Here is a 21,614-nt window from a genome sequence, read left to right on the forward strand (position 1 = left end):
GACGACCGCGGCTCCGTGGACAGAGGGCCGAGGATCGAAGGGGAGGCGGAGTCATGAACGACACCTTGGTGACGCTGGTGGGCAACGCGGCGACGGCGGTGGAGTACCGGGAGACCGCCACCGGCGGGATGGCACGTTTCCGGTTCGCGGTGACACCGCGCCGCTGGGATCGTGAGAGGCAACTCTGGACGGACGGGCGAACCAGCTTCTACACCGTGTGGGCCTGGCGGGCGTTGGCGTCGAATCTGTCCGGTTCCGTCGCCGTGGGGGAACCACTCGTCGTGCATGGAAGGTTGAAGGTGCGCGAGGAGGAACGGGAAGGCCGGCACAGGACGTTCGTGGACGTCGAGGCGGTCGCCGTGGGGCACGATCTGATGCGGGGGACGTCGGCGTTCCGGCGGGTGATGAGGGGTGGGCCGGGGATCGACGCGCGCACGGGGAGCGCGATGCCGGGCGGTTCGGGCGATACGGGCGGTGCGGGTGGCGTGGGCGGTGTTTCGGTGCGCACGGACGAACCGGATTGGCCGGGAGCGGCGCTCAGGGAGGGAGCGGCGCCCGGGGCGGAAACGGCCTTCGGGGCAGAGGCGGCCCCCGGGCTGGCAGAGTGGTCCCGATCGGGAGGGGCGCCCGGGCCGGGACGGGCGGCCGCATCGGGCAAGACATCCGCATCGGGCAAGGCGCCCGTATCGGGAGCGGCGGAGGGCCGGGAAGGGCCGGTCGGGCCGGAAAGGCGGGCCGAACGGACCGAACGGACCGAAGGGGATGAGCGGGCCGAACGGACCGGACAGGCTCGGCGTACTGTGCGCGGAGAGGGTGGCGGGCGTGCCGTGCGGCAGCGGGGCAAGCGTGTGACGGAAAGCCGAAAGGACAGTGACACGCTGGTGTTGGTGACGTGAATGGTTCGTATGGTGATGTGGCGGCAGGCTCGCACGTGGTGCGTGCGGGGGCGGACGGGGCGTCAATGAGGCGCACCGGCCATAACGATTCCGAGTCGGAATGGTTATATGACGTTGTGACGGGGGACTGTTCATTGCTTCGTCCTTAGGATTCCCCCGTACTCACGGGGCACTTGAGTCGACTGGCGGGACAATCCCCACACGCGCAGCAGGCGCGGAGGGTTCCGCCTGGAGGGGAATTCTGTGTTTTCTGCTGATTCAGCGACCGTTTCGTCTTCCTTGAAGGCACCTGATTCCGCGCGGCGGCGGGGCATGGCCCGACTGGCCGCGTCGGTGGTGGCATCCGGTCTGGTCATGGCAGGTGCCTTCGTCGGCGCCGGCAGCGCGGTCGCCGACGAGGCGCCGCAGCATCAAGGCGGCGCCGCCGCGGTCCTGGACGGTCTGAAGACCTACGACCGTGCCGTGCTCCACGCGGGCGGCAGGAACCAGCAGCTGCCCGCCGGGGTCTTCGAGATGACCGTCGACGGCGGCGGCAAGCTCAAGACGTACTGCATCGACATCCACAACCCCACGCAGGACCGGGCGAAGTACCTGGAGACGCCCTGGGACCAGACCTCGCTCGGCGCCAACAAGAACGCCGGCAAGATCCGCTGGATTCTCGAGCACTCCTACCCGAAGGTCGACAACCTCGCGGCACTGGCCGAGGAAGCCGGCACCGGCCCGCTCACGGAGAAGACCGCCGCTGCGGGCACCCAGGTCGCCATCTGGCGCTACTCGGACAACGTGGACGTCGAGGCCACCGACGCCGCGGCCGAGAAGCTGGCCGACTGGCTGGAGAAGAGCGCCGCCGACCAGGCCGAGCCCAAGGCGTCCCTCGTCCTGGACCCGGCCGCGGTCTCCGGCAAGTCCGGCGAGCGCCTCGGCCCGATCACCGTCCACACCAACGCGGGCCAGGCCACGGTGACCCCGCCCGTGGACGCCGCCAGCGGCGTCAAGGTCACCGACAAGAGCGGCAAGCCCGTCACCTCCGCGGTCAACGGCGGCGAGCTGTACTTCGACGTTCCGGCGGGCGCCGCCGACGGCTCCGCCTCGCTGACCGTCCAGGCCACGACCTCGGTGCCGGTGGGCCGGGCCTTCGCCAGCGCGACCAAGAGCCAGACCATGATCCTGGCCGGTTCCAGCGACTCCACGGTCTCCGCGACCGCCACCGCGACCTGGGCCGAGCAGGGCGCGATCCCGGCCGTCTCGGCGGAGAAGAACTGCGCCAAGGGCGGCGTGGACATCACCGCGAGCAACAAGGGCGACGAGGCCTTCACCTTCGAGCTGGCCGGGAAGAAGCACACCGTCGAGGCGGGCAAGTCCGAGACGGTGACCGTCCCGGTCGCCGAGGACCAGGCGTACGACATCACGGTCACCGGCCCCGAGGGCTTCTCGAAGACGTTCAAGGGCGTCCTGGACTGCAAGACCAGCAGCAGCGGCACCGGTGGTGCCGGCGGCAACGGCGGCCACGAGACCCAGACCGAGGGCCAGCCGGCCCCTGCCACCTCCGGCGGAGGCTCGACCGGTTCCGCGGGTGACCTCGCCGAGACCGGTGGCTCCAGCGCCACCCCGGTCATCGCCGGTGTCGCGATCGCCCTCGTCGTCGTCGGCGGCGGCGCGGTCTTCCTCCTCCGCAAGCGCAAGGCCCAGCCCTCCGCGCAGTGATTGCGGCAAGCCCGTGACTCCACGATTCGAGTGATCCTCGCGATCCCGTGATTCCGGTGATCCTGGTGACCCCGGTCATTCGGTGATCGCGGAGTGACGAACCGTGAGCGTGGCGTCGCGCCCGCTCGGCGACGGCCCCGGTGCGTGCACGGGCGGGTTCTGATGATCCCCGCAACACCTTGGAGTTCAGGGAGTTGCGGGGATCGTGGATTTTGAGGTGTTGAAGGCGAGGTTCTTCGAGGCGTCGGACCGGGAGAACGGCAGTGCCACGGGTGCTGCTCGGGCGGTCGGGGTGAACCGTCACACGGCGGCCGGGTGGGCGCGGAAGGCCGGTGTCCGTGGTCGAGGGAAGCCCGGTACGAGCGGACGAGCGGGCATCCGGGCCGGGGGGAGTACGACCGGCTTCGCGCCTCGGGGGTGCGGCGGCGGGATGCCGCGGCGCAGGTCGGGGTTCATGAGCGCACTGCCCGGGACTGGGACCGCGGGATCCGGAAGATCGGCAACACGCGCCTGCACCCCGATGGGCGCAGGATCGACTACACAACCGGCATGACCAGCACCGTCGCCATCACATCAGCGCCGTCTCTTGCGGCGGTCGAGGCCGAGCCGCATCCCCGGTTCCTCACGGTGACCGAGCGGGAGCTGATCGCCGACATGCGTCGCCTCGGTCAGTCGCTGCGGGCGATCGGGCGGGCGCTGGGCCGGCCGGCCTCCACCGTCAAGCGCGAGATCGATGCCCGTTCCGTCGATGGCGTCTGTCAGCCGCACCGGGCACAGCGGGCGTGGGCCAAGAGCCGGTCGCGCCCCAAGGAGCCCAAGCCTGCCCAGGACGGTCCGCTGCGCGAGTTCGTCGCGGGCAAGCTGCACGAAGAACTCTGGACGCTCCCCCAGCCCGGGCTCTTCGCAGCACTTCGCCCCGTCGCAAGCGGCGGGGCGAAGTAGCCAGGCCCGGAATTCACCAAAAGCTTCGGATGTGCTCCGGCGGTGCGGAGTTCGCCAACCGCCTCCGCACCCGCGAGGACGGCCTCCGGATGCGGCGGGCCGCCGACGGTCCGGCGGTGTACGCGGGCGAAGCGGAACCCGCCGGGAGCCGCGCACGCCTGCCCGTGCGCGCCACGGCGCTCGGGCCCTGCGGCTCTACGTAATCGCCACGGAGCTGGCGTGGTCGTTCATCGCGTTGCCGACCCAGCCCACACTGCCGGAGTACTTCTGACTCGCGCCCGTGAGATTGGGGTTCTCGAACAGCTCGATCTGGCAGTCGCCCGAAGCGATCAACGAGGAAGTCAGGTTGTCAAAACGGTAAAAATCGGAGCCGAGGTCGAGAACACCAAATCGGCTACCGATGCCGCACGGAACGTATGTCGTGAGGGTCAGGGACTGGCCGTAGTAGTTGCCGTGCTCGTAGAGGACGGCGGCGATGGTCTGACTGGACCTTGCGGTGGTGCGTGAGGCGGGTGTGTTGGCGGCGGTCTCGGCGGGCGCGTTCAGCTTTGCCAGGAACTTTTTGTCCGTGGCGGCCTTCTGGGGTGTGGCGGGTGCGTCGGTGATGCGGCCGCCGGTCGCCGCGGCAATGCTCTCGCGGAAGGTGTCGTAGCAGGTGGTCTTCTGCGTGACGGCGTCGGCGACGCAGTGGGGACCGGCCTTGGCCCGGGGGTTCTCGGGGGCCTGTGCCGCGCCAGCCGTGGCCGGCGCCATGAACACGGCCGCGCACACGGCGGCCACGAGCCCGGTCACGCCTGTTCTCGCTCGCATTGCTTCCTCGTTTCAAAGGGGGCGGCGAGGCTGTTCCGTACACGGAACGGCCCCTCGCCCGGGAGGTCTGCCAGGACAGAAGAGGGATCACCGGCCGCAGAGGTTGCTTCGCTCTACCGCGCCTTGACTGAAGCCGAAGCGGTAGCCCCGGGCGCTTCGCCCGAGCCCGGTGGTGATACGCGCGGGCCTGGACGGCCGGGGAGGGCCCGAAGGCGTTGTTCGACGCGGCGGTGGGGTGGCTGCTGAGAGGGCCTGTGGAGGGGGTTCCAGAGGTGTCGGCGTACACGCCTCCCCGCCTCCTTGGAGGCCGATGAGCCGTGCGGGCACGGAGAGGCAGGAGACCACGGCCATCCGACGCGGGTGGTCTCTTCAGGTGCGGCGGAACGTACCCGTGGATAGTCGCCAGAAAGGTGGTGGGAGTTCTCACCGTGGGCGCCCGAAGGTCGTCCGCCGAAGGCGGTCAGCCCCCCACAGCCCCCCACAGCTCTGTGGGGGGCTCTGACCTGCATGTGGTGGGTGTGGGGGTCCCACAGAAACCGGCCCCGAAACTGCCCCCCAGCCCCCCACATGAGCGCTTCGGGGCGGGCTCACTCCGGGAGCGTGGGGGTCCCACAGCCGTGACGGACGCCCCGACAGAGAGTGACGGTCACGTCGCCCGCTTCTCCGGAGCGGCGGCGCCAGGCCGCGAACCGTCGATCGGCCGGCGGGGTGCCAGGAAGGGCGGACCTCGGGTGTCGGACAGCGTCACGGGGCGGTGTCAGGCCGGTCGCCGGGCCGTCCGTGGGCCGTCCGAGGGGGCCAACGGTGACCAATGACGACCAACGCCGACCAGTTCCGGGACACCCTGGCTTGGCTCAGACCCTGGTCGGGGCCTCCCGACGTACCGGTTTTCGTCTGGAGGTGGCGGTCAGGCAAGATGGGGTGTATCTGCCCACACATCGATAGCCGGACGGTTTCTCTTGGCTGAGTACATCTACACCATGCGCAAGACGCGCAAAGCGCACGGCGACAAGGTGATCCTCGATGACGTCAACCTGAACTTCCTGCCGGGCGCGAAGATCGGTGTCGTGGGTCCCAACGGCGCCGGTAAGTCCACGGTGCTGAAGATCATGGCGGGCCTGGAGCAGCCGTCCAACGGTGACGCCTTCCTCTCGCCCGGTTACAGCGTCGGCATCCTCATGCAGGAGCCGCAGCTCGACGAGTCGAAGACGGTCCTGGAGAACGTGCAGGACGGCGCCGCCGAGGTCATGGGCAAGCTCAAGCGCTTCAACGAGGTCGCCGAGCTCATGGCGACCGACTACTCCGATGCGCTGATGGAGGAGATGGGCAAGCTCCAGGAGGACCTGGACCACGCCGACGCCTGGGACCTGGACGCTCAGCTGGAGCAGGCCATGGACGCGCTGGGCTGCCCGCCCGGCGACTGGCCGGTCGTCAACCTCTCCGGTGGTGAGAAGCGCCGCGTCGCGCTCTGCAAGCTGCTCATCGAGGCCCCCGACCTGCTGCTCCTCGACGAGCCCACCAACCACCTCGACGCCGAGTCGGTGAACTGGCTGGAGCAGCACCTCTCCAAGTACGCCGGTGCCGTCGTCGCGGTCACCCACGACCGCTACTTCCTGAACAACGTCGCCGACTGGATCCTGGAGCTCGACCGCGGTCGCGCCCTGCCTTACGAGGGCAACTACTCCACGTACCTCGACAAGAAGGCCGCCCGCCTCAAGGTCGAGGGACGCAAGGACGAGAAGCGCGCCAAGCGGCTCAAGGAAGAGCTGGAGTGGGTCCGCTCCAACGCCAAGGGCCGGCAGACCAAGTCCAAGGCCCGTCTCGCCCGTTACGAGGAGATGGCGGCCGAGGCCGAGAAGATGCGGAAGCTGGACTTCGAGGAGATCCAGATCCCGCCGGGCCCGCGGCTCGGTTCCGTCGTCGTCGAGGTCGAGAACCTTTCGAAGTCCTTCGGCGACAAGGTCCTCGTCGAGGACCTGTCGTTCACGCTGCCGCGCAACGGCATCGTCGGCGTCATCGGTCCGAACGGCGCGGGCAAGACCACGCTGTTCAAGATGATCCAGGGCCTGGAGACCCCCGACTCGGGCTCCATCAAGATCGGCGACACGGTCAAGGTCTCCTACGTCGACCAGGGCCGGGCCAACATCGACCCGAAGAAGACCCTCTGGGCCGTCGTCTCGGACGAGCTGGACTACATCAACGTCGGCCAGGTCGAGATGCCGTCGCGGGCGTACGTCTCCGCGTTCGGCTTCAAGGGCCCGGACCAGCAGAAGCCTGCCGGTGTCCTGTCCGGTGGTGAGCGCAACCGCCTCAACCTGGCGCTGACCCTCAAGGAGGGCGGCAACCTGCTGCTCCTCGACGAGCCCACCAACGACCTCGACGTCGAGACCCTGTCCTCGCTGGAGAACGCCCTGCTGGAGTTCCCGGGCGCCGCGGTGGTCATCTCCCACGACCGCTGGTTCCTGGACCGCGTCGCCACGCACATCCTGGCGTACGAGGGCGACTCCAAGTGGTACTGGTTCGAGGGCAACTTCGAGTCGTACGAGAAGAACAAGGTCGAGCGCCTCGGTCCGGACGCGGCCCGTCCGCACCGCGCCACGTACAAGAAGCTGACGCGAGGCTGATCCGTCTTGGCACGCCACATCTACCAGTGCCCCCTGCGCTGGTCGGACATGGACGCCTTCGGGCACGTCAACAACGTCGTCTTCCTCCGCTATCTGGAGGAGGCGCGCATCGACTTCATGTTCCGGCTGGCGCCGGGTGACGGTTCGCCGTCCTTCTCGGGCGGCTCCGTGGTGGCCCGGCACGAGATCGACTACGTGCGCCCGCTGGTCCACCGGCACGAGCCGGTGACCATCGAGTCGTGGGTCACGAAGATCGGCGCCGCGTCGCTGACGATCTCGTACGAGATCAAGGACCCGGACCAGGTCTACGTACGGGCCACGACCGTCGTCGTCCCGTACGACCTGGCCGCGGAGCGGCCCCGGCGGATCAGCGCCGAGGAGAAGCTCTTCCTCCAGCAGTACCTGGCCGAGGAGCCCGCGGCGGCATGACCGTACCCGTGATGCCGCTGGAGTTCGCCGACGCGAGGGAGACCGCGGATCTCGCGGCCTTCCTCGCGCGGCTCCTCCACTACGACCGGGCCGCCGCGGTGCGGATGCAGGCGGGCGGCAGCGCGCTGGCCGTGTTCGGCAGACCGCCGTCGTTCGAGGTGCTGGCGATCCGCACGGCCCGGCTGACCGGGCGCCACGCATTCGACATCACGGTGTCCGCCGGGGAGCTCCTGGAGTCCCTCGGCTCCTCCGGCACCGAGGGCGGGGCCGATCCGGGCCCCCTGCCCGCCGCCGTCACCGGACCGCCGTGGACGGGAGTGCTCCCGCCGCGCGGCGGCTGGCACGAACTGCAGGGCCTGCCCGACCCGGTCTCCCTGCGCAAGGCCGTCACCGCCGCGGTGGCGGAGTTCCGCACCCGCGACGAGGCGCTGCCCGAGCCCCGCCGCACCCGGACCGAACGCGACCGGATCGGCCGCGAGATCTGGTCGCGCACGATCGGCACCACCGTCCTCCCGCTGCGGGCCGTCCACGCCGCGCTGTCCCTGGGCTTCCTGCGCCCGGCGCCGGACTTCCCGGTCGCCCTGCTCGCGGCCGGGGCCTGGCTGCGGCTGCGCACCCCGTTCGGCTCGATCGCCCTGCGCGGCCACGACAGCGGCCACGACAGCGGCCACGACAGCGGGTTCGGTGGCGGGTTCGCGGTCTCGGTGGGCTGAGAGCCCGGTCCGACGCCCGTGGGCCGAGGGCCGGGCGCCCGCTCACCGGGCCGCCCCGGTGCGTCGGCAGGCCAGGCCGGAATGGTCGAGGGGGACGGCCACCCGCGTGCACCGGCGCCCGCCGCGAGCAGTTCCGTCTGTCGCGGAGAACAGGGGTCCCGGTCGAGCCGCTGGTGGACGCCGGGGACGAGGAGGGCCGGCTCCGTCCCCGGCCCCGGACGGCCCCGGGCCCGGTTCGGCTGTCGGTTTCGGATCGGCTTCAGGCACAGGACCCGGCCTCGGCCCCGGGCACAGGACCCGGCCTCGGCCCCGGTGGCGGCTCAGCCCTCGGCGTTCACCATCGAGGCCGCGGCGTACGTGAGGTAGTCCCACAGCCGCTGCTCGTGCTCCGGCGCCAGCCCGAGTTCGTCCAGAGCGGTCCGCATGTGGCCCAGCCACGCGTCGTGCGCCGCCCGGTCCACCCGGAACGGGACGTGCCGCATCCGCAGCCGCGGGTGTCCGCGCCGCTCGGTGTAGGTACGGGGGCCACCCCAGTACTGCATCAGGAACAGCCTGAACCGTTCCTCGGCCGGGCCCAGATCCTCCTCCGGGTACATCGGCTTGAGCAGCGGGTCCTCGGCGACCCCCTGGTAGAAACGATGCACCAGGCGCCGGAAGGTCTCCTCGCCGCCGACCTGCTCGTAGAAGGTCTGCTCCTGCAGCGTGTCGCGCGGAATCTCAGTCACCCGTCCATCGTCGCAGACGCACCGGCCGAGTACCTGAGGCCTAGGCCCTGTCTTCGAACCGCGGCCTGCCACGGCCCGGGTCCTGGCCACCGGGGGCCGGGCGCAGGAAGGTGGAGACCGGAGACCGGGGAGAACGGGAAGACGGAGAGATGGACGACACACATCCGGACCGGTTCGCCGAGGCCGCCACCGGTGAACGGTGGGCGATGGTGCGGGGCATCGTGGCCCGCGGGGGACTGGGCGACCCGCGCTGGCTGGCCGCGTTCGAGGAGGTGCCGCGCCATCTGTTCGTGCCGTACTACTTCGTGGCCGGTGGAACGGACCGTCTGTGGTGCGAGGACCCGGACCCGGTCCGCCGGGCCCGGTGGCTGCGCGGGGCGTACGCGGACGAGGCACTGGCCACCCGGATCAGGGACGGCGAGCTGATCTCGTCGAGCAGCCAGCCGTCGCTGATGGCCCGGATGCTCGACGAACTGGACGTGCGCGACGGGCAACGAGTGCTGGAGATCGGCGCGGGCAGCGGCTACAACGCGGCCCTCCTCGCGCACCGGCTCGGCGACGACGCCGTGACCACCGTCGACCTCGACCCGGAGATCACCGAGTCGGCCCGTCGGCACCTGGCGGCGGCCGGTCACCACCCGGCGGTGATCACCGGCGACGGGACCCGGGGCTGGCCGCCGCGCGGCCCGTACGACCGGATCATCGCCACCTGCACCCTGTCGTGCGTCCCACCGGCCTGGCTGGACCAGTGCGCTCCGGACGCGCGGATACTGGCACCGCTCGCCAGCGGACTGATCGTGCTGCAGGTGCGGGTGACCGCGCGCCGCAGGTACGCCGAGGGACGCTTCCTGCGCACGCCCGCCTATTTCGTTCCGCTGCGGGGCAGCCCGACGGGACCCGCCCGGCGCCCGCACACCGGCGCGCTCCCCAGGCGCTTCAGCGAGGACGAACGCTTCCGGTTCCTGCTGGAGCTGACCGGATCCAGTCTCGACCCGCACGAGGCCCTCTCCCTCTGGCAGCGCGAGGGGCGCCCCGGGAGGGAGAGGTTCGGCATCACCGTCCGGGACGGGCGGCAGTGGGCCTGGCTGGACGACCCCGAAGGGCCGTACGCCTGGCCCCTGCCCGAGGGGTAGCCCCTGCCCCGGCCGGTCCCGGTGCCCCGGCGGTCCTGGTGGGGTTCCTGCGGCCCGTCAGTCCTGACGGACCGTGATCGTCGTCCATGCCCCGACATGCACGCGGTCGCCGTCCTTGAGCGGGACGGGGACGTAGGGCTGGATCGGGTCCTCGGCGCCGTTGAGCGTGGTGCCGTTCGTGGAGTTCTGGTCCACCACGGCCCAGCCGCCGTCGGGCTGCCGCACCAGCACCGCGTGCTGGTGCGAGACGCCAGGGTCCTCCGGAGGCACGGACAGGTCGATGTCGGGGGACTCGCCGGTGCTGTGCCTGCGGCGGCCGACGGTGACCTGGTTGCCCGTCAGCGCCACCCGCTGCTCCGGGGAGTACGCGGGCAGGTTGAGGCCGGTCGCCTCCGGACCGCTGCGCTGCATCATCGCCAGGAAGTACTCGCGGTCCGGGGTGATGACGGCGGTCCAGCTCGCGGGCGGCTGGTTCTGGTTCCCGCCGGGCGACGGCGGTTGCTGCTGCGCCGGGGCCGACGGCTGCGGGTCCTGCGGCCGGGACGGCGGTGACAGCATCCAGTCGTCGTCGGCGGACCGGGGCGGCTGCGGCGCGGGCGGCTGGGGCGCGGGCGGCTGGGGCGCGGGCGGCTGGGGAGCCGAGGGCGCGGGCGGAGCGGGCCGTTCGAACGAGGGCGGCGCGGACTGCTGCTGGAACGGCGACGAGGACTGCTGCTGGAACGGCGGCGGAGGCGGCCCCTGCTGGTGGAAGTGCTGCGGGGGCTGTGACGCCTGAGGTGCCTGCGGTACTTGCGGTGCCTGCGGACCCGGGCCGGACGCGGACGCCGGGCCGGGCGCGGGTGCGGGTGCGAGGACTGGTCCGGGCGCGGGTGCCGGGACCGAGGGCTCGGGGCGGCTCCCCTGCTCGGGGGAGAGCGGCTCGGCCGGGCGGTTCACCTGCGAGGGCCGCGAGCCCTGGTACTCGAACGGATCGGGCATCCGCTGGGGCCCCGACGGCTGCTGCGCCTGGAAGCCCGGCGGCAGGTTCAGACCGGGCGGAGGGCCGGTGGCGGCGCTGGGGCGCGGGGCCAGCGGCGTGTACGACGTCGCCGTGTTCGTCAGGAAGTTCCAGCGGCACTCCTCGCAGAACGGCGCCATCGCCTCGCGGGGCGTGCGGCACTGCGGGCAGAGTTCGGCCTGTTGGGCCGGGCCGGCGCCGGGAGCCCCCTGCGGGTGGCCGTACCCGGGAGCGGGCGGTGGGGGAGGCGGCGGAGGGACCGAGCCCGCGGGAGCGCCCGCGCCGGTCATGCGATGGCCGCAGACCTCGCACCAGTCCTCGGAACCCGACTGGTGTCCGTTCGGGCAGGTCGGCATGTCGGCGCTTCCCCCTCTCCTCGTCCGGCCCCGCGGGGCCGTCATTTCTCGTGCTCTTCGCTGCCCGGCGGACCATTTCGCTCCGGCCGGGCGGCCTGACTGTACGACTGTGCGATTGTGCCCCGCCCGGCGCCGTGTCTGCGCGCCCGGCCCCCGCGCCGTCCCTCGTGTCCGTGTGGGCACGTGTCGTGCGGGCGCTTCGGTGTGCGGTTGTCCTGTGCGGTTATTTCTTGACGCGGACGGTCTTGGTGGAGCGCGTTTCGAGCGTCATCGAGTCGGCCTCCGCGACCTTCGCCTTCAGTCGCACAGTACCGGTCGCCGCGTCGACGACGTCCACCACCTTCGAAAGCAGTTTCGCAGTGTCCTCGTTCCCGGACGCCGACGCCAGCTGTACCGCGCGGCCCAGTTTCGCGGTCGCGCTGTCGAAGTCGCCCGATTTCCGGGCGTCCAGCCCCTGCTGGATGACCTGCGCCAGTTCCGCCTGGCCCGTGTAGTGCGCGACCTGCGGATTGATCGAGGTGGACGCCGCCATGTCGTCGGTCCACACCGCCCGCACCAGGCCCTGGGAGAGCGTCCGGGGCGCCCCGCCCGCGGGGTCGGGGAGGACCAGCGAGACCCGGGACGCCAGCATCTCCTGGCCGATCCCGGCCTCCGGCACCCGTACGCACACGTGGTAGTCGCGCGACTCGTCGCCCCACGAACCCGTCGGGTAGTCCCCGGCCCGGGGGCCCGCCCCGGTGCGGCGTCCGGTCAGGTCGACGACCGTCGGCGCGACCTGTTTCACGAACATGATCTCGGCCCCGACGGGCGTCCAGAGCCGCAGTGCGACATCCGCGACCTCCTTGCCCATCGCGTTCTCCATCATCCGCCGGAAGTCCGCGGACAGGCCCGCAGGGTCGGCGACGATGTCGGCCGTACCGAGCAGGGCGGAGGCGATGCCCGTGACCTCCTTCACCTCCCAGTCGGTGCCGACACCCCGGGCGTCACAGGTGAAGCGGTTCGCGCAGGATTCGAGAGCGGCCCGCAGATCCTCCGGGGCCTCGTGCTCGTTGCGGCCGTCGGTCAGCAGGATCCCGTGCCGGATCCCCACGTCGGCCGCGCCGAGCAGCCGGTCGGCCAGCCGCAGCCAGGTGCCGATCGCCGTACCGCCGCCGGCGGCGAGCGAACGCAGCGCCTCCTTGGCCCGGGCCCTGGTCCGCGCGTCGGCCACCGCGAGCCTTCCGTTGCCCGGGTACACCTCCTTGGCGACATGTGTGCCGCCGACCACCGCGAACGCGGTGCCGTCGCGCAGGGTGTCGATCGCCGCGGCCGTCGCGTCGCGGGCGTTGCGCATCTTCGTCGGCGGATAGTCCATGGACCCGGAGCAGTCGACCATGATCACCACGCCGGCGCCCGCTGCCCGGCCCGGTCCGGACATGTCCGCCGAAGCCGCCCCGGACAGCGGGACCCCGCCGGTGGTGCCGCCCCCGGTCGAGGTGACCGTGACGATGGCGTTGACCTCGCGACCGCCCTGCGGGAGAAACTCGTTCTGGTACACCTCGACCGAGAACTGCGGCACGTTCGACTTGGAGAAGTTGGCCATCTGATCGGCTCCTCGGGAACTCCAGGTGTCGGATGAGGACAGCTGTGAGGGGGACGAGACAAGGAAGGGGCGCGGAAGGGAGAGGTCGGAGTCGGGACGAGGGCGGACGGAACCGGAACGCATCGGGAGTGAACCGGAAACGAACCGGAACCGGAACGCGTCGGGAGCGAACCGGAAACGAACCGGAATCAAGCGTTACGCAACGGGACTCATGGGGTGTCGCAGCCCGATCCTGCCCCCTGCGGCGTCACCGCGAACGGCACCAGCGCCACTGTTACGTTGTCGTGGCCCCCGCCGTCGAGCGCGTGACCCACCAGCGCCCGCGCGGCGTGCAGCGGTCGCGACCGTGCGTCGGCCGGTACGACCGCGGCCATCTCGGCGGCCGACTCCGCGTAGTTCCACAGACCGTCCGTGCACACCACCACGAGACCCGGCCGGTCCGGTTTGAACGACGCGGTGTGCGGCTCCAGTTCGTACGCGTCGGCGCCGAGCCAGCCCGTGATCGCGTGGGCACGGTCGTCCGCGTACGCCTGGGCCTCGCTCATCAGGCCCGCCGCCACCATCTGCGCGGCCCACGAGTCGTCCTCGGTGAGCCGGGCGGGCGGTGCGGAACGGTCGTCCGGCACCCAGTAGGCGCGGCTGTCGCCGACCCAGCCGACCACCAGCAGGTCGCCCGCCGTGATGGCCCCGACCAGGGTGCACGCCGGCGCGTTCTGGTGCCGCCCCGGAGCGTGCTCCGTCGCCCGTCCGGTCTCCCCGGCCAGGGAGTCGACCGACTTCGCGGCCGCGACGATCGCGTCGTGCATCGCCTGCTGCGGATGGGTGCCGCGCGGCAACGACTCCAGGAGTGCCTCGTTGGCGGCGTTCGCGGCGGCGGCCGATGCCTCGTCGGGGCGGCTGGCCGAGGAGACGCCGTCGCACACGATCGCGACGACGGCCGGTGAACCGTCGGGCAGGGCGGTGGTCGAGACGGCGAACGAGTCCTCGTTGCGGTGATGGCGCAGCCCCCGGTCGCTGACGGCGGCCACCGAACCGAGCTCCTGCTCCATGTGGTCGCGCTCGCGCGGCTGGGCGTGACCGCAGTTCTCGCAGTAGCCGTCGGTGTCCACGCGCCCGGCGCGGCACGCCACGCACAGCTTGGTGCCTGCCGGCGGTGTCGCGAACGGCCCGTCGGTACGGGTGCGCGGGTCGGGCACGGGCGGCGCGGCGGAGGGGGCGCCGGTGCCCGCCGGTGCGGGTGCTCCGGCGGCCGGGGCGTGCGCCGTCGCCGCCTGTGCCCGGGGCTGTGCCTGGGTCGGGGGCTGTGTATGTGCCCGGGCCCCTGGCCGGTCGGACCCTGGGGCGTCCGCGGTCGCGGGCGCGGCCAGTTCGAAGTCTCCCGATCCGCCCGCCCCTTCGGGCCGGTTCTCCGCCGCCGGGACGGTCAGGGCGACCGTCGGGCGGTCACGTGGTGGCGCGGGCACGGCCGACAGGTCGTATCCGCACGCACCGCAGAACCGGTCGCCCGACTCGGCCGGTTCCTCGCAGCCCGCGCACTTCGACAGGGCCGTCTCCTGGGGCTTCTGCGACATCCTCACACCCACGTCCGGGGGCGGAAACGGTTGGCCCGCTCCACCAGTTCGATCCTCTCGTCGCCGGGCTCCGCGAGCCGGGCGAGCATCCGGTACGAACGCTCCAGCCCGAACCGCAGGCCGCGCTCGTCCCACTCACTGCCGAGCAGCTTCCCCGACCCGTCCGACCCATCCGGTCCGTCCGGTCCGGTCGGCCCACCGGGCCCGCCGGATGCACCGGGGCCGTTCGGCCAGGCTGCCGGGCCCCCGGCCATGGGGCTGCCGGAGAGCACCCAGTCGAGCGCGGTCCCCAGCACCTCCGTCGACAGCTCCTCGCGGCGCACCGGGTCCAGGCCGAATCCCGCCAGCGCCGAGACCTGGTCGGCGGCGGCCCGGAGGTCGGCGAACAGCGGTTCGTCCGGGGCTCGTTCGCGCAGCCGCGCCCGCACCGCGGCGACCCTGGCCGCCGTGAAGTGGATCGACGCCTCGGGCACGGACTCCAGCGTAGCCACCGCCCCGGCCCGGTCCCCGGCCGCCAGCTGCACCCGGGCCAGGCCGAACGCCGCGCTGACGAAGCCCGGATCGGTCGTCCACACCAGGCGGTAGTACTCGGCGGCGTTGTCCAGTTGCCCCAGCACCTCCGCGCAGATCCCCAGCGCCAGCTTCGTCGCCGGTTCACCGGGGAACGCGTCGTACACCGCGTCGAAGGACAGCGCCGCGCTCTCGTACACGCCGGTCACCAGCGAGGTGACACCGCGGTACCAGACGACCCGCCAGTCGTCCGGGTGCCCCCGTTCCAGTTCGGTCAGGGTCCGCCCGGCGGCGTCGAGTTCGCCGGTCTCCAGACGGGCCCGCAGCTCGCGCAGCCGGGTCTCCAGGGAGGGCGCCGGTACGTTGCCCAGCGCGGCGATCAGGTCGGCCGGGGCGGTGGCCATCAGCCCGGCCAGGAAACCGGCGTTGGGGTCGCCCGCGTCGACCCGGGGCACGGGCAGCGCGAGCGAGGCGGCCCGTGCGTCGAGCCCGGCGGGCCGGGGGACGTTCGGGACGTACGGCGCCGAGGCCGCAGCCGACGGCGCCGGTGCCGTCGACGGCGCTCCCGGAACGGCGGCCGGGACCCGGGGCCCGGGGATCGCGGGGCCCGAGGCCCCCGCACCCACCACTGCCGGTGTGCCCGCCGCGCCCGTACCCGCGCCGACGCCCGCGCTCGCACCCGCCCGGTTCCGGCGGCGCCTTCCGAGGAGCCCGGACGGCGTCGGTCCGGCGGCCCGTGCGCCCAGCCGCGACACCTCGCCCGTCGGCGTCGCGAACAACTGCGTGTCCGTGACCCGTACTTCGGTACCGAACAGCGTCGACAGCGCCGGCCGCGGCCGTCCCGTCTGCAGCGCCACCACCTCGCGCAGCACCCCGGTCAGCTGCTCCGCCATCTCTGCCGCCGAGGCGAACCGCCGCCCCGGATCGGGGTCGGTGGCCCGCACCAGCAGCCGGTAGAACGACTCGTAGGTCCGGAACACCTCGATGTTGTCCGGGCCGGGCAGCGAGTCCACGAAGACGTTCGTGTAGCCCTGGAAGTCGAAGGTGAGCACCGCGAGCGTCCGCGCGACCGTGTAGAGGTCGGACGCGACCGACGGGCCGACCTCGGCGACCTCCGGCGCCTGGTAGCCGACCGTGCCGTAGATGGCCGACTCCTCGTCGTCCATCCGGCGCACCGCGCCCATGTCGATCAGCTTCAGCCGGCCCTCGGTCTGGATGGCGTTGTCGACCTTGAAGTCGCAGTACAGCAGGTTGCGGCTGTGCAGGTGCCCGAGCGCCTCCAGCGCCTCGATCCCGTACGCGCACGCCTGCTCGACCGGCAGCGGGTCGCGCCTCCCGGCCGGGGTGCGCCGCTCGTTCGCGATCTCCTTGAGCGCCTTGCCGCCGACGTACTCCATCACTATGTAGCCGTCGAGCGAACCGGTGCGCTGGTCGAGGTGTTCGACGAAGTTGTAGATCCGGACGATGTTGGCGTGCTCGATCTCGGCGAGGAACCGGCGTTCCGAGATCGCGGCGGCCATGGCGTCCTGGTCACCGGTGTCGAGCAGGCCCTTGAGGACCACCCAGCGGTCCGACACGGCGCGGTCCACCGCGAGATAGACCCAGCCGAGCCCGCCGTGCGCCAGGCAGCCCACCACCTCGTACTGGCCGTGCACCACATCGCCTGCGCCGAGCTTGGGCACGAAGGAGTACGGGTGGCCGCACTTGGTGCAGAACCCCTCCGTACGGCCCGGCCGTTCGCCGCGGGCCCGGCCCACCGGCGCCCCGCAGCCGGAACGCGAACAGAAGCGCTTCCGTTCCGGAACCTCCGGGTTCGCCATCACCGCCGTGCGCGGGTCGGGCCGCGGCACGTCCGGCACCTGCACCAGACCCGCGCCCAGCCTGTCCCGGCCGGACCCGCCCGAGGCCGAACCGGAGGAACGCACGGACACCGAAGGGGAGGTGGCCGCCCCGGACAGCGAACGCGAGAGCCGGCCCGAGACGGACCGCCGGGACGTCGACGAACGGGACGAGGACCGCGAGGAGGAACGCGACGAGGTGCGGGCCGCCGCCCGTGAGCCGCCGCTGCCGTGGCTTCCCCGGCTGCCGGAGCTTCCCGGGCCGTTCGCGCCGCCGCCCGCGAGCCCGGTGGGCGGCGAACTCACCATGCCCGTCGGGGAGACGACCGGAGCCAGACCGCAGGTGTCGCAGTACAGCTCACCGCCGCCCACGTCCTCGTAGCCGCCCCCGCACGTGGGGCGCTGGCACTGCGTACTCATCTTCCGTCCCCCTGTCCGCCCCGCAGCCGCGGCGGCCGTTCCCTTCCGCGCGTGTACGTGCTCACGGTCCGTGCGGTCCGTTCCGTCTCACGCGTGTTCGTGCTCACCGCCCGTCCTCCGGTTCGGGGGCCCGGCTCTGGGACAGCAGCTCGGCCGCCGTCTCCTGGTAGCGCCGCACCGCCTGGGCGGCGACCCGCAGATCGCACGGCGCGCTCCACAGCATCCGGCGCGCCACGTCGTACCGCTCGATCAGCATCGGGTCCTCGGCCAGACCGTGCCGGGCCACCTTCGCCCGGTACGCGTCCAGTCTGCCGCGCAGCTCCGCCCGTACGGCCAGCGGCGCGGTGACGGCGGTCAACGACTCGCGGGCGCGCAGCAGCTCCTCCTCGGCCTCCCGCTCCAGCGACTCCAGGAGCGGTGACAGCCGGTGCCACTGGGCGTGCCTGCGGTATTCCGAGGCCGCCACCAGCCGCTCCTGGAGCGCGGTCGCCGGGCCGCTCACGGCGGGCACCTCGGAGGCGGCGATCTTCGCCAGCACCTCACCGCGGGCCGCCCTGGCCTCGGTCAGGGTCCGGTCCGCGCGGGAGAGGACGTCGCGCAGCCGCCCCAGCCGCTGTTCGGCGTCCTGCCGGACCGCGAGGACCGCCTCGATCTCGCGGCGTACGTCCTCCAGGGCGCGAGCCGCACGGTCGTAGCGCGTCGTGTCGGGGCGTCCGCCGCCGGGCGCGGCACTGCCGGGACCCGACAGCCAGAAGGCGAGCGGATCGGAGATCACCTGCACCCGCAGCGTGGCCAGTTCCTGGGTGATCGCCTCCAGCTCGTCGCCCGCCGGATGCTCACCGGGCCGGACGCCCACCGAACGCGCCAGCGAACGGGTGCGGTGCAGTTCGGCGGAGAGCAGGTCGATCCGGGCGGGCAGCGCGGACCACACGGAGTCGGAGGCGACCACCATGTCCAGCGAGCGGGCGTACAGCTCGTTCATCCGGGCGACCAGCTCCTCCAGCGAGAACCGCTCGGAGAGCCTGGCCGGACCGCCGGCCCACGGACCGGGGTGACCCGCGGCGTGCGCCACGGTGACGCTCCGGCCACGCATCAGATCGGTGAGGGCCACCAGATCGTCCCGGTTGGGGTGGCGGCGGCGGGCCCGTATCGCGCGGGCCCTCGCCAGCGTGCCCGCGTACGCGTCGAAGTACCGCCACAGCAGCGCGATCGAGTCCTCGGTCGCGGCCCAGCGCTCCTTGGTGATGCCTGTCAGGTCGGCGCCCTCCAGGAGCCGACGGCCCGCGTGGTCCTGGAGGGCGAGGAGCGAGGTCTCGATCGCCTCGTGCTCCGCGCCCAGCCGGTCCAGCGCACGGTCCGCCTCGTCCCGGTCCATGACCGGTCCGGGGGGCCGTTCCGCGTAGCCGGGGAAGGGGCCCGCGACGCTCATCGATCACCTCTCCGCTCCTCCCGCCGGGACGGACCCGCCGGGATCAGTGCCGCTTCCTCGCCTGCCACTGTCTCGTCTGCCACTGCTGTCACCGGTGCCCCCGTCACCGATGTCCCTCCCGGCACACAATGCCCCCCACGGCCCTCACCACACCAGTGCCTCTCCCGGCACCGGTGCCACGTCCGGCATCAGCGCCCCGCTCGGCACTCCAGACACGCCCTAACGGCTCCGGTACTTGGGCGCCGGCGGCGCCGTCAGTCCCGGCAGACCGGCCTCCAGCCACTTCCGGTACGACAGCATCCAGGGGCTGTTCGCGCCACCGCTGCGGTAGCCGACCAGCACCTGGTTGACGCGGGCCACCAGGTCGTCCGCGCCCCGCTTCGTCGCCACTCCGTAGTACTCGATGGTGAACGGCTTGTCGCCCTTGAGCTCGACCGCCGGGTCCTGGGCCGCCTGCCCGGCCGCCAGCGCGTTGTCCGTGACCACCGCGTCCACCTCGCCCAGTTGCAGCCGCACCAGGCAGTCGAGCTGGTTGGGGACGGTCAGCCGGTCCTCGTCCGCGCCGGTGCCGTCGTGCTCGTCCTCGAAGACCGCCCCGAACGACTGCTTCTTCAGCGCGTCGTAGGCGGTGGAGCCCTCGGCGGTGCAGACCCGCTTGCCGGACAGGGACGTGTCGTACCCGGTGATCGTCGACTTCTTCGGCGCGAGGACCTGCTGCCCGGTCTGGAAGTAGGCGGTGGAGAACGAGACCTGACGGGCCCGCTCGCAGTTGATCGTCATCGTCCGGACGACGACGTCGACCTTGCCGTTCTCAAGGACGGCGACCCGCTGGTTGGTGGGGATGGCCCGGAAGACCACGGCGTCGGGGTCGCCCAGGATGTTCTCGGCGACGGCCCGCACCAGATCGATGTCGAAGCCTTCGAGCCGGCGGTTCTCCGGGTTGCGGTACCCCCAGCGGAAGCTGTTCTGGTCGACGCCCGCGATCAGCTTCCCGCGCGCCTTGATCCTCGCGATGTTCGGGCCGTCCGCACCGGACGGCGGCAGGCTCGCCTCCGGGTCCGCGCAGTTCTCGGCCCGGGTCTGCGCCGCGTGCGCCGTACCCGGACCGGAGAAGCCGCCGAACGCGTCGGCACCGGCGCGGGAGAGCGGCAGCAGCGTCAGCGAGGCCGTCACCGCGCAGGCCACGGCCATGCCCGTCACACCGCCCCAGCCGCGCAGCCTGCCGGCGGCGGACCTCGCTCCCGTACGCTTCCTGGTCATCGCTCCCCCTCTCGCTCCCGCTTCCGCTCTCACCGGTACTCCGAGAGCCTGCGGTTGACACCGACGATCGCGGCGACCGCTCCCAGCACGGCGAGCACGGCGGCACCGACCGGCAGCCAGGCCAGCGTCCCGAGACCGTCGTTCGCGGCCGCGGTGAACTGGTCCTGTTCATGGGCGAGCGCCTGCGCCAGCGCGTCGTCCACCCGGCCGAACGACTCGCCCGTCGACTTCTCCGGCCCGATGATCTGCTCCAGCGCGCCGTCGTAGTCACCGCTGTCGTCGGTCGTACGGGCGGCCCGGTGGCGGTCCTGCCACTCGGAGACCGCGCCGATCGCGGTCTCCACCGGCTCGCTTCCCCGGTCGTCGTCGGCGAGCTCCCGGGCCCTCGCCAACTGCTCGCCGAGGGCCTTCATCCCCGTGTTGAAGTCGGTCTCGTACTTGTCGTTCCTGCCGTCCGGGGTGAGCACGGCGCCCCTGGCGACCAGGGTGAGGTTCTCGTTGGCCCGCGCCTTCAGGGAGCTGATCCGCGCGTGGTTGAGCACGTCCAGGGACTGCTGCCCGTGCGTGTCGGCGCCGCGCAGCTCGGCGCGGGCCACTGTGTGCCCCACAGCCAGCCACAGCAGCACCACGGTCGACGCGGCGGTCGCGACGAGCAGCCCTCGGTTGAAGACCCGGTTCGTCCGGTGGTAGTTGCGCCGCTGCGCCCAGAACAGCGCGGCCACCGCCACCACACCGAGCCCGAGCGAGAGGAACGGCCAGGCCCTGGCCTCGTCGCCGTCCCGGCCGAGCCGGCCGGTCTCCGCCGCGTACAGCCGCTCGGCGGCCGGCAGCAGGACGTCGGTCATCTTCTGGTTCGCGTACCGGAGGTAGGCGCCGCCCAGCGGCAGCCCCTGCCGGTTGTTGGCGCGCGCCCGCTCGATCAGGCCCGTGTAGCGGGGGAGTTCCTTGTTGAGCGTGGTGATCTCGCGCCCGGACTCCGACGACGGGTCGGTGCCGGCCGCGGCCCGGACCAGCAGCCGGGACGCCTCCTCGATGTCCTTGTCGTACCGGTCGAGGACCGCGCGCGGCTCCTGCGCACCGGCCAGGAAGCCGCTGGCCGCCGAGGTGTCGGCATCGGCCAGCGAGCGGTAGATGGCGGCCGCGCTCGCGCTCAGCGGCTGGCTGCGGTGCACCACGTCGTCGGCGGCGGCCGCCCGGTCGCCGACCTCGAACGCCGTCACGGCCCCGAACGCGACGACGCACAGTGCCAGCACGGCCCCGATGATCCGGAGCCGGCCCGGCTCGGTCGTCGCCGCGGCCCGCAGCCGACGCGAGGTGACGGCCCGGACACCGGGATGCGGCCGCACGGCCGGGGGCGCGGGTACGGGCGCGGGTACGGCCGTGGGCGCGGAAGGCCGGGCCCGCGCGTGCTCCGGGGCGGTGCGCATGTTCGGCGGGTGTGTCACTTGACCTCCCCCTGGGTCGCTGACGGTGGACCGGCCGGCCCCCGGTCGGTCGGGGAGCTGGTACCCGGCCAGAAGTATGGCCGCGTGGACCGGCCGCCACACCGGGAACGCCCGGATCCCGCGTCGGTCCACGTCGGATCCACCCGCATTCGATCAAGGCGCGCGCCGTCGATCAAGCCGATCGGGGTCCGGCCCCGGAGCCGGGCCCGGACCGCACGCCCCAACCCGAT

At 72.4% G+C, this 21,614-nt stretch carries 14 protein-coding genes and 2 pseudogenes; 7 read left to right on the top strand and 9 right to left on the bottom strand.

Annotated features, from left to right (window positions below; all coding sequences use genetic code 11):
• Window positions 1-53 precede the first annotated feature (53 nt).
• The 3 genes and pseudogenes from ACFYXM_RS29515 to ACFYXM_RS29525 form a co-directional block, all read left to right on the top strand.
• A pseudogene (locus tag ACFYXM_RS29515) lies at window positions 54-455 on the top strand (single-stranded DNA-binding protein); the annotation flags it as partial.
• A gap of 753 nt (window positions 456-1,208) precedes the next feature.
• Window positions 1,209-2,600 (top strand): LAETG motif-containing sortase-dependent surface protein, encoded by a 1,392-nt coding sequence (locus ACFYXM_RS29520; RefSeq protein WP_389293914.1) that lies wholly within the window; start codon window positions 1,209-1,211, stop codon window positions 2,598-2,600.
• 417 nt (window positions 2,601-3,017) lie between these two features.
• Window positions 3,018-3,464, top strand: a pseudogene (locus ACFYXM_RS29525) (helix-turn-helix domain-containing protein); the annotation flags it as partial.
• 273 nt (window positions 3,465-3,737) lie between these two features.
• Here ACFYXM_RS29525 and ACFYXM_RS29530 read toward each other — a convergent pair.
• Complete coding sequence (locus ACFYXM_RS29530) at window positions 3,738-4,334, bottom strand: peptidase inhibitor family I36 protein (protein WP_389293888.1); 597 nt, start codon at window positions 4,332-4,334, stop codon at window positions 3,738-3,740.
• Window positions 4,335-5,311: 977 nt separating this feature from the next.
• On the opposite strand from ACFYXM_RS29530, the gene ettA reads away from it, so the two are divergent.
• The 3 genes from ettA to ACFYXM_RS29545 are packed head-to-tail and all read left to right on the top strand — an operon-like array spanning window position 5,312 to window position 8,118.
• Window positions 5,312-6,976 (top strand): energy-dependent translational throttle protein EttA, encoded by a 1,665-nt coding sequence (ettA, locus tag ACFYXM_RS29535; protein ID WP_389293890.1) that lies wholly within the window; start codon window positions 5,312-5,314, stop codon window positions 6,974-6,976.
• Between the two features lie 6 nt (window positions 6,977-6,982).
• Window positions 6,983-7,405: an acyl-CoA thioesterase gene (locus ACFYXM_RS29540; protein WP_389293892.1), complete on the top strand. Its 423-nt coding sequence runs from the start codon at window positions 6,983-6,985 to the stop codon at window positions 7,403-7,405.
• Window positions 7,402-8,118, top strand: a complete 717-nt coding sequence (locus ACFYXM_RS29545) for a hypothetical protein (RefSeq protein ID WP_389293894.1) — start codon at window positions 7,402-7,404, stop codon at window positions 8,116-8,118. Before ACFYXM_RS29540 ends, ACFYXM_RS29545 begins: the two co-directional genes overlap by 4 nt.
• Window positions 8,119-8,438: 320 nt before the next feature.
• Here the strand turns inward: ACFYXM_RS29545 and ACFYXM_RS29550 are convergent, their stop codons facing one another.
• Window positions 8,439-8,843: a globin gene (locus ACFYXM_RS29550; protein WP_389293896.1), complete on the bottom strand. Its 405-nt coding sequence runs from the start codon at window positions 8,841-8,843 to the stop codon at window positions 8,439-8,441.
• Window positions 8,844-8,992: 149 nt separating this feature from the next.
• Here ACFYXM_RS29550 and ACFYXM_RS29555 point away from each other — a divergent pair, with 149 nt between their 5' ends.
• Entirely contained in the window at window positions 8,993-9,976 is a 984-nt protein-coding gene (locus ACFYXM_RS29555; RefSeq protein ID WP_389293898.1) for a methyltransferase domain-containing protein, read from the top strand.
• 57 nt (window positions 9,977-10,033) lie between these two features.
• On the opposite strand, the gene ACFYXM_RS29560 is transcribed toward ACFYXM_RS29555, so the two are convergent.
• From ACFYXM_RS29560 to ACFYXM_RS29590, 7 genes are all read right to left on the bottom strand, one after another.
• Window positions 10,034-11,329, bottom strand: a complete 1,296-nt coding sequence (locus ACFYXM_RS29560; protein ID WP_389293900.1) for an FHA domain-containing protein — start codon at window positions 11,327-11,329, stop codon at window positions 10,034-10,036.
• Window positions 11,330-11,552: 223 nt separating this feature from the next.
• Window positions 11,553-12,911: a VWA domain-containing protein gene (locus ACFYXM_RS29565; protein WP_389293902.1), complete on the bottom strand. Its 1,359-nt coding sequence runs from the start codon at window positions 12,909-12,911 to the stop codon at window positions 11,553-11,555.
• 209 nt (window positions 12,912-13,120) lie between these two features.
• A complete protein-coding gene (locus tag ACFYXM_RS29570) occupies window positions 13,121-14,482 on the bottom strand; it encodes a PP2C family protein-serine/threonine phosphatase (RefSeq protein WP_389293903.1) in 1,362 nt (453 codons plus the stop codon).
• 2 nt (window positions 14,483-14,484) lie between these two features.
• Window positions 14,485-17,250 carry a tetratricopeptide repeat protein gene (locus ACFYXM_RS29575; RefSeq protein WP_389293904.1) on the bottom strand — a complete coding sequence of 922 codons (2,766 nt, stop codon included), beginning with the start codon at window positions 17,248-17,250 and terminating at the stop codon, window positions 14,485-14,487.
• Window positions 17,251-17,353: 103 nt separating this feature from the next.
• Window positions 17,354-18,679, bottom strand: coding sequence for a hypothetical protein (locus ACFYXM_RS29580; protein WP_389293906.1), 1,326 nt, complete (start codon window positions 18,677-18,679; stop codon window positions 17,354-17,356).
• A 219-nt stretch (window positions 18,680-18,898) separates the two neighbouring features.
• Window positions 18,899-19,939, bottom strand: coding sequence for a glutamate ABC transporter substrate-binding protein (locus tag ACFYXM_RS29585; protein ID WP_389293908.1), 1,041 nt, complete (start codon window positions 19,937-19,939; stop codon window positions 18,899-18,901).
• A 29-nt stretch (window positions 19,940-19,968) separates the two neighbouring features.
• Complete coding sequence (locus ACFYXM_RS29590; RefSeq protein WP_389293910.1) at window positions 19,969-21,384, bottom strand: hypothetical protein; 1,416 nt, start codon at window positions 21,382-21,384, stop codon at window positions 19,969-19,971.
• Window positions 21,385-21,614 lie beyond the last annotated feature (230 nt).

This window comes from Streptomyces sp. NPDC002476 (assembly GCF_042889785.1).
GTDB lineage: Bacteria > Actinomycetota > Actinomycetes > Streptomycetales > Streptomycetaceae > Streptomyces.